Source organism: Myxococcus dinghuensis, assembly GCF_024198235.1.
In the GTDB taxonomy this organism is placed as follows: domain Bacteria; phylum Myxococcota; class Myxococcia; order Myxococcales; family Myxococcaceae; genus Myxococcus; species Myxococcus dinghuensis.
Genome location: NZ_JAKCFB010000024.1, coordinates 128,945 through 141,469, shown reverse-complemented (window position 1 = coordinate 141,469; position 12,525 = coordinate 128,945). Strand labels below are relative to the sequence as shown.

Here is a 12,525-nt window from a genome sequence, read left to right as displayed (position 1 = left end):
CCGCCGCGCGCGCCGCCTCCGACCAGCCGCCCCGGGGCACCGCCACCGCCGTCGGAGCCGCGGGGCGCGCGCGCCGCCGCCCCCGCTTCGCCTCGTCCTCCGGCGCCGTCAGCCCCAGGCCCCGCAGCTCCAGCCCCTCCTCCGTCTCCACCACCACCGCGAGCGGGAACAGCGTGGGCAGCGCCGCCTCCAGGCCCAGGTCCCCCAGCACCACGCGCAGCCGCGCGCCCTCCAGCGCCGCCGCCAGCGGCTCCTCCAGGGCCGGGTCCGCCGGCAGGAACACGCCCCGCCCGTCGTCGTCCACCCACTGCGAGCGCTGGCCGCTGGCCACCATCGTCCGCGCCCGCACCGCCACGGGCAGCCGCTCCGGCGCGAAGACGTCCTTGCGGTGCTCCTGGAAGGCCGTGAGCGCCGCGCCCACGTCCGGCAGCGCCGTCTCCACCAGCCGGTCCAGCGCGTCCGCGTCCAGCGGCTTCGACGCCAGCTCTCCCTCCAGGTCGAGCCGGTGCGGCGCGAAGCCGGGGTATTGCCCGCCCCGGGCCTCCACCAGCACCAGGCCCGCGTGGCTGCGCTTGGGCTCCACGCGCTTGAGGAAGGCGGGGAGGATTTGCTTCTCCGCGTAGTGCCGGCCGGAGCCCAGCTCCAGGAAGCGGCTCTCGCGCACCAGGAAGTCGTCCGGGGTGACGCGCGAGGTGAAGGCGTACTCCAGCAGCGTCAGCGGGCCGGCGGGCGCCCGGTCCTTCTTCGTCCACGTCTTGCCGATGAGCTCCTCGACGTAGCGGTCCTCCAGCGCCTCGCCGCCCAGGTGCTTCTCCACCTTGCGCGCGGTCAGCAGCATGTCCGCCACCAGGTCCGTGAAGACGGGGGGCTCGAAGGCGCCGGTGCGCGCCACGGCCTGCTCCAGCAGCCCCGCCACCTCCACCGTGCGCGCCGCCAGCCGGCGCAGCCCGTTGGCGCGCAGCGCCTCGCCCAGCGCGCGCACCTGCTCCGGCCGGTCCGCCGCCAGCGACGCCACGCCCGACAGGCCCAGCTCCCGCACCAGCGTGGACACCTGCTCCACGCCCGCGCGCATCAGGTCCGCCGCGTCCGTCTTGCCCTTCTTCACGCTCTTCCTGGCCGGGCCCGCCGCGCCCGCGGGGGGCGCGTCCGCGGTGACGAAGGCGTCGGGCGTGCGCGACCAGGCCACCAGCAGCGCCGCGGCGTGCTTGCAGAAGGGCCGGGAGCGCGCCGCCATGCACGAGCAGCGCGCCTTCACCTCGCGCGCCTCGCCGAAGACGAGCGACACCTTGTACGGCGTCGCCCCGGAGCCGGACGCGTCCGCGAAGAGCTTGTTCTCGAAGCGCGCCAGGTTCGACAGTTGCTTGCCGTCGAAGAGCTGCGCGCCCTTGGTCAGCTCGTCGCGGTCGCTGATGATCTCCGTCATCGCCCCGATGCCGGGCTTGAGCCGCTGGACCTCAACCATGGTGCTTCTCCCGCGTGGACTCGACGAGCGAGGACAGGTCCTGGTGGCGCATCACCCGCTCCACCACCTCCACCAGCTTGCGCGGCGTACACCCGAAGCAGGGGATGCCCAGCGCGGTGAGCTGCTGCGCCAGCCCCTGGTCGTACGAGGGCGTCCCGCTGTCCGACAGCGCCAGCAGGCACAGCACCTTCGCGTGGGACTCCACCAGTTGGCGCAGCCGGGCGACGAGCTGCCCCGCGTCGCCGCCCTCGAACAGGTCGGTGACGAGCAGGAAGAGCGTCTTCTCCGGGCGGTCCACGTGGTGCTCCATGGCGTAGGCCACCGCGCGGTGGATGTCCGTGCCTCCGCCCAGCTGCGCGGAGAACAGCACCTCCACCGGGTCCGCCAGCACGGGCGTCATGTCCACGACCTCGGTGTCGAACAGCACCAGCCGCGTGCGCAGCACGTTGAGCGACGCGAAGATGGCCGCCATCACGGAGCTGTACACCACGCTCTCCGCCATGGAGCCGGACTGGTCCACCACCAGCGTCACGTCCCACTCGTGGCGCTTCTGCTGGTTGGGCCAGAAGTAGAAGCGCTCGGGTACCAGCCGCTGGTTCGCGGCGTCCCAGCCCTTCAGGTTGTGGCGGATGGTGCGCTTCCAGTCGATGTTGCGCGCGATGGGCAGCGGGCTCGTCATGTCCCGCCGCAGCGCGCCGAAGACGGCCATGCGGACGGTGGACTCCAGCTTCTTGCGCAGCTCCTCCACCACCTCTCGGACGATCTGCCGGGCGATGTCCTTCGCCTGGTCCGGGATGAGGTTGCGCGCGCTCACCAGCGTCGTCACCAGCTCCACGTTCTTCTCGAGGAACGGCAGCGTCTCCGGCTCGAACAACAACTGGGTGAGGTCGCGGCGCTCGATGGCGTCCTTCTGCACCAGGGCCACCACGTCCTCCTGGAAGAAGTCGCGCAGCGCGGCCAGCCACTGGGGGATGCGCGGCTGCGAGCCGCCGCGGCCTCCGCGCGGGTCGCCGTAGACGAACGACAGCGCGCCATCCAATTCGGCCAGGGCGTCCGCGCCCAGGCCCACGGTGCCCGCCATGTCCGCGAGCGCCCCCAGGGACGGGCACGCGCCGCTCTTCTCCGCCTCCGGGCCCAGCGCCAGCCGCCAGCGCAGCAGCGCCTCCCGGTCCTCACGTGGCAGCGTCTTCGGGTCGACGGTCATAGCAGGTCGTCCAGGTCGTCGAGCGCCTTGCCCAGCTCCGCGCTCATGTCCTTGAGCTTCGCCTTGTCCTTCTCCGCGAGCACCGCCTTCGCCGCCCCGCCTTGCGCCGTGAGCTTTCGCGCCCCCACCACGTTCTCCATCAGGTAGCGGCGCTCGGTGTGACCCAGCGTGCTCAGTGCCCTCCTCAATACCGGGAGGGTCTGACGGAAGCGCTCCGGCTCCATGGCCGCGAGGAACGCGTCCAGCGCCACCACCACCTCGCGGTTCTTCACCAGCACCAGGGCGTTGACCCGCAGGAAGCCCTCCAGCCACGAGGCCCCCGTCTCCGGGTTCGTCGCGGGCGACACCCGCTGGCGCACCTCGCGCGCCACCTCCGCCTCCGTCAGCTCCTGGGCCAGGTACAGCAGCCCCGCGCACAGGCCGGACGCGGCCGGGTGCACGGTGTCGCTCGCCATCAGCCAGCGCGCCTCCGTCAGCCAGCCGGCCTTGTCGACCCCGGGCTGCGCCAGCGCCACCTCGTGCAGCGTGCGCAGCGCCTCCAGCACGCCCGCCACCGCGTCCGGCGCGCAGTCACACGCCTCGCGCAGCCGCAGCAGCGCGCGGGAGAAGGTCTTCTTGCACAGCCGCGCCACCGCCTCGTCGCCCGCGTCCGCGTGGGCGCGGGACGTGCCGTAGGCCACCAGCCCGGACAGGGCGCGCGCCGCCTGGGCCAGCGAGGGCAGGTCCACGTCCGTGGAGGCGTGCGTGTCGCAGACGCGCAGGGCCGCGGCGATGGTCAGCGGGCAACTGGTCGTCACCGCCTCCAGCAGCACCTCCGCGGAGCCCGCCGTGGTGCGCGTGGCGTCCAGCCGCTCCTGGAGCACGCGCGTCGTCACCGCCTCCAGCGAGTCACCGAGGATGATGTCCTCCACCAGCGCGACGTCCGTGGACGGCGTCCACTGCGCCTCCCACGTCTCCCGCACCCGGGAGAGCGCGGCGTGGCCTCCCGCCTCGTGGGGCTTGAGCTTCTGCTGCCCCGCGCCGGTGAGCGCCGCGTAGGGGATGCCCGCCACGCGCAGCCGGTGCAGGAACACCGAGCTGCCCACCTCCACCTCGTTGTTCAGCCGCAGGGAGAACGTCTCCGGGCTGTCCGTCCGGGGCAGCCGGCGCGCGTCCACCTCCCGCCAGAACTCCGCCTGCAGCGAGTTCTTCCCGATGCGGCTCGCCACCCGGCCCACCTGGTGCCCGACGGCGCTGCGCCACAGGAAGGCGTCCACGTGCGTGGCGTCTCCCCGGCACAGCGTGGCCACCGTCGCCTCGCGCAGCTCGTCCACGCCCGGCGCGCTCTTCTCCCGCAGGTCGGTCAGCGTCAGCGCCAGCCGGTACGCCTCCAGCACGTCCGCCAGCGTCGCGGTGAAGCCGCGCAGGCGCAGGTGCGCGGAGAAGTCGAGCAGCACCTCCAGCGTCGCGCGCCGGAAGTCGCACGAGGCCTCGTGGGCCTTCTGGTAGAAGTGCGGCGCGCGGTTGCCCGCCCCGTACCCCCACTGCTCCGACAAGCGCGGGAAGCTGTAGGGAATCAACGTCACCGCGCTGGGGACGGCCGCGGGGAGCCGCGCCTCCAGCGCCGGGTCCACGTCCCGGGCCACGAACGCGGCCACGTGCGCGGCGCCCGCCACCACGGCGATGCGCTCCGGGGCGACGCCGCTGGCCACCACCTCCAGCACCTGGCGCGCCATGAAGGCGTCGCGCCAGCGGTGGTAGTCGCGCCGGGGCCCCGTGTTGAGCAGGTCCGCCCACGCGAGCAGCACGGGGCGGAAGCCCTCCGGCGTCCAGTCCGGCGCCTCGAACATCGCCTCCCACAGCTCCTCGAACGAGCGGTAGCCCTGCTCGCGCGCGAGCCGCTCCGTCAGCGGCTCCTCGTCCTCGTCCTCGTCGGCGACGGGGGCCACCGCGTCGCTCTCCAGCGGCGGGGGCACCTCCTCCTCGCGCGCGCCCAGCGCCAGGCTGACGCCGGTGGGGAGGTCGATGAACCGCGGGGTGGCGCCGTGGCTGCGCGCCCAGCGCAGCGCCGCGTACTCGGGCGAATAGTCCGCGAAGGGCCACATCGCCGAGCCCGGCGTGTCGTCCGTGCGGTAGCCGAGGATGGCGACGGGCGGCTTCGTCTCCGCGTCGCACAGCACGTCCATGAGGGCGGTGGCGTCGCACGGGCCCTCGATGAGGACCACCTCCGGCGCCACGCGCGCGAGCCACGGGACGAGCACCCGCGTCGTGCGCGGCGAGTGGTGGCGCACCGGGAACAGGTGGACCCGGCCGAGCAGGTCGAAGTCCATCAGCCCCTCAGGAGCTTCTTGCTGGCGGTGTACAGCTCCTTCCACGCGCCGGGCCGCTCCTTGGCCACGGTCTCCATGTACTCGCGCAGCGCCTTCACGTCCCCCTCCTGCTCCTTCACCACCGCCCCCATCAGCGAGGCGGCCAGCTCCTTCGCCGTCACCGCGCCGCCGCCGAACTGCTCCGCGAGGATGGAGCTGTTGAACAGCACGCTGATGGCCTCCGCCGTGGACAGCACCGCGTTGGGCGTGCGCACCTTCGTCTGTCCATCCTTCGTCACGCCCTGGCGCAGCTCCTGGAACAGCGTCAGCAGCATCCGGGACAGCTCGGCCGGCGGCGGCACGCCGACTTGATAGTCATTGCGCAGCTCCGCCTCGCGGCGGGTGACGATCTGGATCTCCTGCTCCAGGTCCTCCACCACGGGCACGGTGACGAAGTTGAAGCGGCGCTTGAGCGCGGCGCTCATCTCGTTGACGCCCCGGTCCCGGGTGTTCGCCGTGGCGATGAGGTTGAAGCCCCGCTGCGCGCTGACCACCTCGCCCAGCTCCGGGATGGAGATCTGCTTCTCCGACAGGAGGGAGATGAGCGTGTCCTGGATTTCGGGCGAGGTGCGCGTCACCTCCTCGAAGCGGGCGAACTTGCCGGCCCGCATGGCGCGCAGCACGGGGGAGGGCACCAGCGCCTCCGGCGTGGGCCCCTTGGCGAGCAGCAGCGCGTAGTTCCACGAGTACTTGAGGTGGTCCTCGCTGGTGCCGGCCGTGCCCTGGACGATGAGGGCGGAGGTGCCGCTGATGGCGGCGGACAGGTGCTCGGAGAGCCAGCTCTTCGCGGTGCCGGGCTCACCCGCCAGCATCAGCGCCCGGTCCGACGCGAGCGTGGCGATGCACACCTGCACCAGCCCCTTGTCGCCCACATACTTGGGAGAGATCGCGACCCCACCCACGGGCTTGGCGCTGCCCAGGATGTAGGTCTCCACCGCGCGGGGAGACAGGGCCCAGCCGGGTGGCCGGGGCTTGTCGTCGTGCGCGGCGAGGGCCTGCAACTCGTTCTTGAACTTCGCTTCGGCGGGTAGGCGGATGTCCGGCATGTGCGAACGCTATCCGCCGCGTCTGACATCCGGCAATCCGAGGGGTCCTCCGGGCCACCCTCCGCGCCACCTACCTCGGGAGTCCTCTCCCGACAGGTGAGGGATTGGGGCGACCCGTCACCGGAGGGTGAAATGACAGACAGCCGATGTTTGTATAGTCTGGTGCCATCATGAACATCGCCGAGAAGTCGTTGTACGGGGTGGTCGGCGGGAGTGGGGCCTTGCTGCTCGCGTTCTACGTCCGTGCCCTCCAGGGCATCGAGCGGGGTCTGGATGATGGCAATCCCATCTCGATGCTCTTCATCGGGGGCGCGTTGGGCGCGGTCATCCCCGCCTTCGGGCTGGTGTGGTTGCTGACGCGGCAGCAGTTGTCGAAGCACCCGCTGTGGCTGGTCGTGTCGCCGCCCCTGCTGTTCCTGCTCGCGGTCGTGGCCGCGCCGTTCATGGCGGCGGGCCCGCGCTGAGCCGGTGTCGCACGTGCAGCCAGGCGTCGACTTGGGTGAAGTGGTCGTCACCGCCCGACCCGCCAGCACCCACGTCCTTCGGCTCGAAGTGCGCTCACTGAGAATTCCAGGAGGGAGTTGGCAAGTCCGGGGCCGTATCCCAGGTCCGGGAGCGCCTCGTCGTCGTCATCCCGAAAAAAGAACGACTGCGGTAACACGATGGCGTTTGATCGGTGTTCAGGGGGCGCACCCGTCATTTCGTCGAGGCCTCAATGTCGTGTCGTTCCTGGTACTGGTCGCTGGCGCTGCTCCTGTCGCTGAGTGGTTGTGGTGACGCCGACCCCGAGCCGACCCTGGAGGGAGTCTGGACCACCGATGGCTATGGCTTCGTCGTGCGCTTCGAGGGTGACACGGTCGCCCTCCATGAGCTCACGACCGTGAGCTGCCTGCTGTTCACCTCCGGCCCGCTGGAGGACGGGAGTCTTCGCGCCGCGGGGCTGAACTTCCGGTTGGCGAACGACAAGCTGTTGATCGAGGACGGTGGAACCCTCCACATCACGGGACATCGGACGCGGCTTCCGGAGGTCTGCACCCGGGCGCCGGCTCCCTCGAACGACCCGGTGTTCAACTTCGAGGTGTTCTGGCGCACGTTCGCCGAGCAATACGCCCTCTTCGACCTCTACGGTGTCGACTGGCAAGCCCGGTACGAGCGCTTCCGGGCGCGTGTCTCGGACGGCACGACGGATGACGAGCTCTTCGCCATCCTGTCCGAGAGCCTCGCGCCCCTCACCGATGGCCACATCGGGCTCATCGGGGGAACGCGGCGTTTCCAGCCCAAGGCGTACCCCGCGGACTTCGAGGCCCACCGCGCCGAAATCACGAACTACATCTTCGAGCGCCTGCTCGCGGGGCCCGGCGTCACGGTGACCGCGGAGAACCGGATGGCGTATCAGTCGCTCGACGAGCGCGTCGGCTACATCTTCGTGACCCGGATGGACCAGTTCAGCCCCCATCCGACGGATGGCGCGGCGGGCAACGCGGAGGCGGCTGGCCGTGCCCTGGACGAAGCGCTGGAGGCGCTGTCCGACAAGGATGCCCTCATCATCGACGTGCGCTTCAATCCAGGAGGCTACGACGCCATCTCCCTGGCCCTCGCGAGCCGCTTCACCGACGTCGAGCGAATCGGCTTCTCCAAGAAGACCCGCGACGGGGACGGCCATACGCCGCTGAGGGCATACCGCATCGCCCCGGCGGGTCCCCGCCAGTTCCTGAAGCCGGTCTACCTGCTCACCAGTGGCGCTACCGCGAGCGCCGCGGAGAACTTCACCCTGGCGATGAGTGGCCTGCCTCAGGTGACCATCGTCGGCGACCGGACGATGGGGGCGCAGTCAGACATCCTCACCCGGCAGATGCCCAACGGCTGGACCTTCTGGTTGTCGCCCGAAATCTACCAAGCCCCCGACGGTGAGGTGTACGAGCGGATCGGAGTCCCTCCGGACGTGGAGGTCGCCCTGGACGCGGCGAGCCTGGTCGCGGGCTCGGACCGCATCCTCCAAGAGGCGCTCCGGCTCGCGCGCACGGGGGGCTGAAGCCGCGCCAGGGCAAGCCCCTCGTCGTGGCCGCGCGTCCAGGTCAGAGCCCCGTGCGCTTCTCCAGCGCCTCCGGGTAGCGCTCCCCCTGCACGGGGATGCTCGCGGCGGCCTCGTCGATGCGCTGGAGGTCCTCGCGCGTCAGGACGACCTCCGCCGCTCCGAGGTTCTCCTCCAGCCGGTGCGGCTTCGTCGTGCCGGGGATGGGGACGATCCACGGCTTCTGCGCGAGCAGCCACGCGAGTGACACCTGCGCGGGCGTGGCGTTCTTCTGCTTCGCCACCTCCGCGAGGAAGTCCACGAACCGCTGATTGGCCCGGCGCGCCTCCGCGGTGAAGCGCGGGACGAGGTTGCGGAAGTCGTCCTGGGCGAACGAGGTCTTCTCGTCGATCTTCCCGGTGAGGAACCCCCTGCCCAGCGGGCTGAAGGGGACGAAGCCGATGCCCAGCTCCTCCAGGGTCGGCAGCACGTCCGTCTCCGGCCTGCGGAACCACAGCGAGTATTCGCTCTGCAGCGCGGTGACGGGCTGCACCGCGTGCGCGCGGCGAATCGTCCTCACGCCGGCCTCCGAGAGGCCGAAGTGGCGCACCTTGCCCTGCTGGATGAGCTCCTTGACGGTGCCGGCCACGTCCTCGATGGGCACGTCCGGGTCCACGCGGTGCTGGTAGAGGAGGTCGATGTGGTCGGTCTTCAGCCGCCCGAGCGCCGCCTCGGCGACACGCCGGATGTTCTCCGGACGGCTGTCGCTGCCCACCTGCTTGCCGTTCTCGTCGAAGCGGAAGCCGAACTTGGTGGCGATGACGACCTGGTCGCGGAAGGGGGCGAGCGCCTCGCCCACCAGCTCCTCGTTGGCGTAGGGGCCATAGGCCTCGGCGGTGTCGAAGAAGGTGACCCCGCGCTCGTAGGCACCCCGCAGCAGCGCGATGGCGTCCTTGCGCTCCATCGCGGGCCCGTAACCGAAGCTGATGCCCATGCAGCCGAAGCCGATGGCGGACACCTCCAGGGGGCTCTTCCCGAGTCGACGTTTCTGCATGGTGTGCTCTCCTGCCTGCTCGCGCGGCGGGCGCGGGCGACGTTGGGGGTCCTGACGCATGACCTACGCCTCGAAACGTACGTTCCAGTCCGGCCGCGGACCACGCGTCGGGATGCCAACAGGCTGTTAAACACGGTTTCATGATGCACCCCGTGCCACGAGGCCGGTTGAATGGTGGCGACGGAGCGGGAGTTCGTCCCGCGTCGCTCCCGTCACGGAGGAACACTCGCGATGAAGACGGCGCTGTTGCCCCAGCTCCAGGTGTTCCTCGCCGTGGCGCGCCTGAGGAGCTTCAGCGGCGCGGCGCGTGAACTCGGCGTCACCACGCCCGCGGTGAGTCACGCGGTCCGGCAGTTGGAGAAGCAGCTCGGCGTGGTGCTGCTCACCCGCACCACGCGCAGCGTGTCGTTGACGGACACCGGTCGCCGCGTGGTGGAGGGGGTGGGGCCGGCGCTGGGGCAGGTGTCCACCACGCTGACGGAGGTCTCCGCGCGGCCCGGCGAGCCGGTGGGGAAGCTCCGGCTGTCGGTCCCGAGGCGGGCGGTGCCCTACGTCATCACGCCGGTGCTGCCCACCTTCCGGGAGCGCCACCCGCGAATCGAGGTGGAGGTCGTCATCGAGGACCGCTTCGTGGACATCGTGGCGGAGGGCTACGACGCCGGGGTCCGGCTGACCGAGGCCATCGAGCGCGACATGGTGCGGGTGCGGCTCAGCGACCCGTTCCGCTTCGTGGTGGTGGGCGCGCCGGAGTACCTCGCGCGGCACGGCCTCCCCCGGCGTCCGGAGGACCTGCTGGACCACGAGTGCATCACCTTCCGCATGTTGTCGACCGGCGCGCTCTACGCCTGGGAGCTGGAGCGGGGACGGCGGACGTGGCGGGTGCCGGTGCGCGGAGGCGTGGTGACCAACGACAACGGGTTGAGCGTGACGCTCGCGGAGCAGGGCCTGGGGCTCGCGTACGCGCTGGAGCCGGTGGTGGAGGCACGGCTCCGCGACGGGCGGCTCCAGCGCGTGCTGGAGGACTACGCGCCCACCGTCCCCGGCTTCTTCCTCTACTACCCCAGCCGAGCGCAGCGCTCCGTGCCGCTGCGCCTCTTCGTGGAGGCCGCCCGGGAGCTGGCCGCGAAGGAGGCGTGACGACGCCGGCGGGTGAGCACCTCACGTCTCGGACGTGAACGCTCCGCGCGCAAGGAGGGCGCCCGGAGCTTCGTGTCGCGCGTCACCAGGGGAGCTCGGGGTCGCCACCAGGCAGCTCGCCGTGTCTGTCTTTGCCTGCGAGGGGGACCCCGGCCATCAGCAGGGGGCTCCCTTCGAACCGGCGCCGCACTATCCGCCCTCTCCCCGCTGACGTCGGCGGAACTCCTCCACCTTCGCCTTGTTGCCGCAGCCCGACATGGAGCACCAGCGCCGCAGTCCGGAGCGCGAGGTGTCCACGAAGAGGAGCGCGCAGCCCTCTCCCTCGCAGTTGCGGATGCGCTCCGCCAGCGGGCCCCCCAGCAGCTCCACGCCGTCCCTCGCCACGGCCGCCAACAGGGAGTGCACGCCGCCACGCGTCCACGTCTGCCCCTCGGGGCTCAGTTGAAGCACGGGAGGAGGCTCCGCCGCCCACCGGTTCACCACCGCCCGGGCCTTGGAGTCCAGGCCCTCGTTGCGCAAGCGAGCCACCGCCAGTTGGTAGAGGGCCTCGCGAAGCTCGCGCGCCTGTCGCAGCTCCTCGCCGGTGGGCTCCGGATTCTTCGCCACCAGCCCGGCGGCGACCAACCAGCGGCCCAGGTCGTGCGGCGTCTCCAGCAGGTCCTTCGGCTCGGCCTTCAGCCGCGCGGCCAGGGACGCAGGCAGGTCCAGGCACAGCCGGCCCGAGCGGAACTTGAACCCGTCCCGCAGCTCGCCGGCCGGCGCCACGGGCTGCTCCGGTGTCTGTTTCTTCCTGGGGGCCATGACGTCCCATAGGAAAGCATGAAACCGGGTTGACAGGTTACGAAAATGCGAGCATGACTTCGCCAGTAACCTGTTCAGGCGGTTACTGAATCCCATCCATCGAGGAGGCACACCTATGCGGTTGGAAGGCAGGAAGGTGATTGTCGTCGGGGCTGGCTCGGGCATCGGCAGGGGCGTGGCCAGGGCCGCGTCGGAGGCGGGCGCTCGCGTGGTGTTGGCGGGCCGCAGGCGGGAGGCGCTGGAGGCCACCGCGGAGTCGATGACGGGCCCCCGCGAGGTGCGTGTCCTGGACGCCTCCGTGGAAGCGGAGGTGGCGGCGTTCTGCGAGGCGGTGGGCCCCTTCGACCACCTGGTGAGCACCGTGAGTCAGGGCGCTGCCGGGCCCCTCACCGGGCTGGGCGCCGCGTCCATCGAGCGGGCCTTCGCCGCCAAGCTCTGGGCGCCGATCTTCCTGGTGAAGCACGCCTCGCCGCGAATCTCCCCGGAGGGCTCCTTCACCTTCTTCTCTGGCTTCCGTGCCTGGAAGCCCGCCGTGGGCACCTCCATCACCAGCCTGGTCAATGGCGGGCTCGAAGCCTTCACCAAGGCCATGGCCGTGGAGCTCGCGCCGGTGCGGCTCAACGCCATCTCTCCGGGCGTGGTGGACTCCGGCTCCTTCTGGGACCGGCTCGGCGCCGAGGCCCGCGAGAAGCTCTTCACGGACTACGCCAACAAAGCCCCCGCCCGCCGCGTGGGGAAGACGGAGGACCTGGCCGCCGCCACCCTCTTCGCCATGACCAACCCCTTCCTCACCGGCACCGTCCTCTCCGTGGACGGCGGTGGGGTGCTGATGTGAGCGGGAGCGACGCGATGAAGCGAAACCATGGGTGCGTATTCACGGCCGGGTCCTTGCTGCTCCTGGCGGCCCTCCTCGTCTCTCGTCCGGTGGATGCCCGGGAGAAGTCCCTCGCGGAACAGCTCGTGGGGACCTGGACGCTCGTCCTGGTCGACAACGTGCTTCCGGATGGGACGCGGGTGCAGCTCTACGGTGCGGAGCCCCAGGGCCTCCTCATGTTCGATGGCCAGGGGCGCTACTCCCTCCACATCCTCCGTGCGGGTCGGGCCCGGTTCGCGTCCAGCGACAAGAACCAGGGAACACCGGAGGAGAACCAGGCCACCGTGCGGGGAACCAACTCGCACTTCGGCCGGTACTCGGTGAACGAGAGGGAGCGCACGCTCACCTTCCACATCGACCACGCCTCGTTCCCGAACTGGGAGGGAACGGAGCAGCGGCGCACCTTCACGCTGACGGACGACGCGCTGAAATACGTCGTCCCCGCGCCGACGACCGGTGGGGCGGGGACCCTCGGCGAGGTGAAGTGGAGACGCGCGAAGTAGCCGCGTGGATTGGGACGGGACGCGCAACCCGAGGAACCTCGAGGCGATGGCCGGTTGTCCTATCGCCCTGCCCGTGTGATGTCGG

General features: G+C 71.0%; 11 protein-coding genes. 5 read left to right on the top strand and 6 right to left on the bottom strand.

Annotation, left to right across the window (positions count from 1 at the left end; all coding sequences use genetic code 11):
• The 4 genes from LZ198_RS43275 to LZ198_RS27730 all read right to left on the bottom strand — a co-directional run.
• On the bottom strand, positions 1-1,462 hold a 1,462-nt coding region (locus tag LZ198_RS43275; RefSeq protein ID WP_267145489.1), incomplete at its 3' end, for an SWIM zinc finger family protein.
• Positions 1,455-2,666 (bottom strand): VWA domain-containing protein, encoded by a 1,212-nt coding sequence (locus tag LZ198_RS27740; protein WP_253975092.1) that lies wholly within the window; start codon positions 2,664-2,666, stop codon positions 1,455-1,457. The genes LZ198_RS43275 and LZ198_RS27740, both read right to left, overlap by 8 nt.
• Positions 2,663-4,975, bottom strand: a complete 2,313-nt coding sequence (locus LZ198_RS27735) for a DUF5682 family protein (protein ID WP_253975091.1) — start codon at positions 4,973-4,975, stop codon at positions 2,663-2,665. Before LZ198_RS27735 ends, LZ198_RS27740 begins: the two co-directional genes overlap by 4 nt.
• Complete coding sequence (locus LZ198_RS27730; protein ID WP_253975090.1) at positions 4,975-6,060, bottom strand: ATP-binding protein; 1,086 nt, start codon at positions 6,058-6,060, stop codon at positions 4,975-4,977. Before LZ198_RS27730 ends, LZ198_RS27735 begins: the two co-directional genes overlap by 1 nt.
• A gap of 170 nt (positions 6,061-6,230) precedes the next feature.
• Between LZ198_RS27730 and LZ198_RS27725 the strand changes: the two genes are divergently transcribed.
• Positions 6,231-6,524: a hypothetical protein gene (locus LZ198_RS27725; RefSeq protein ID WP_253975089.1), complete on the top strand. Its 294-nt coding sequence runs from the start codon at positions 6,231-6,233 to the stop codon at positions 6,522-6,524.
• Positions 6,525-6,775: 251 nt separating this feature from the next.
• On the top strand, positions 6,776-8,092 hold the full coding sequence (locus tag LZ198_RS27720) for a S41 family peptidase (RefSeq protein WP_253975088.1): 1,317 nt from the start codon (positions 6,776-6,778) through the stop codon (positions 8,090-8,092).
• Positions 8,093-8,135: 43 nt separating this feature from the next.
• Here LZ198_RS27720 and LZ198_RS27715 read toward each other — a convergent pair whose 3' ends face one another.
• Positions 8,136-9,125 (bottom strand): aldo/keto reductase, encoded by a 990-nt coding sequence (locus LZ198_RS27715; RefSeq protein WP_253975087.1) that lies wholly within the window; start codon positions 9,123-9,125, stop codon positions 8,136-8,138.
• Between the two features lie 231 nt (positions 9,126-9,356).
• Here LZ198_RS27715 and LZ198_RS27710 point away from each other — a divergent pair, with 231 nt between their 5' ends.
• Positions 9,357-10,262 (top strand): LysR family transcriptional regulator, encoded by a 906-nt coding sequence (locus LZ198_RS27710; protein ID WP_253975086.1) that lies wholly within the window; start codon positions 9,357-9,359, stop codon positions 10,260-10,262.
• 189 nt (positions 10,263-10,451) lie between these two features.
• Here the strand turns inward: LZ198_RS27710 and LZ198_RS27705 are convergent, their stop codons facing one another.
• The gene (locus LZ198_RS27705) at positions 10,452-11,063 is read right to left on the bottom strand and encodes a CGNR zinc finger domain-containing protein (RefSeq protein ID WP_253975085.1); all 612 of its coding nucleotides are present in this window, start codon (positions 11,061-11,063) and stop codon (positions 10,452-10,454) included.
• A gap of 136 nt (positions 11,064-11,199) precedes the next feature.
• On the opposite strand from LZ198_RS27705, the gene LZ198_RS27700 reads away from it, so the two are divergent.
• Both LZ198_RS27700 and LZ198_RS27695 read left to right on the top strand, forming a co-directional pair.
• Entirely contained in the window at positions 11,200-11,898 is a 699-nt protein-coding gene (locus LZ198_RS27700; RefSeq protein ID WP_253975084.1) for an SDR family oxidoreductase, read from the top strand.
• 14 nt (positions 11,899-11,912) lie between these two features.
• Positions 11,913-12,440: a lipocalin-like domain-containing protein gene (locus LZ198_RS27695; protein WP_253975083.1), complete on the top strand. Its 528-nt coding sequence runs from the start codon at positions 11,913-11,915 to the stop codon at positions 12,438-12,440.
• The last annotated feature ends 85 nt before the right edge of the window (positions 12,441-12,525 follow it).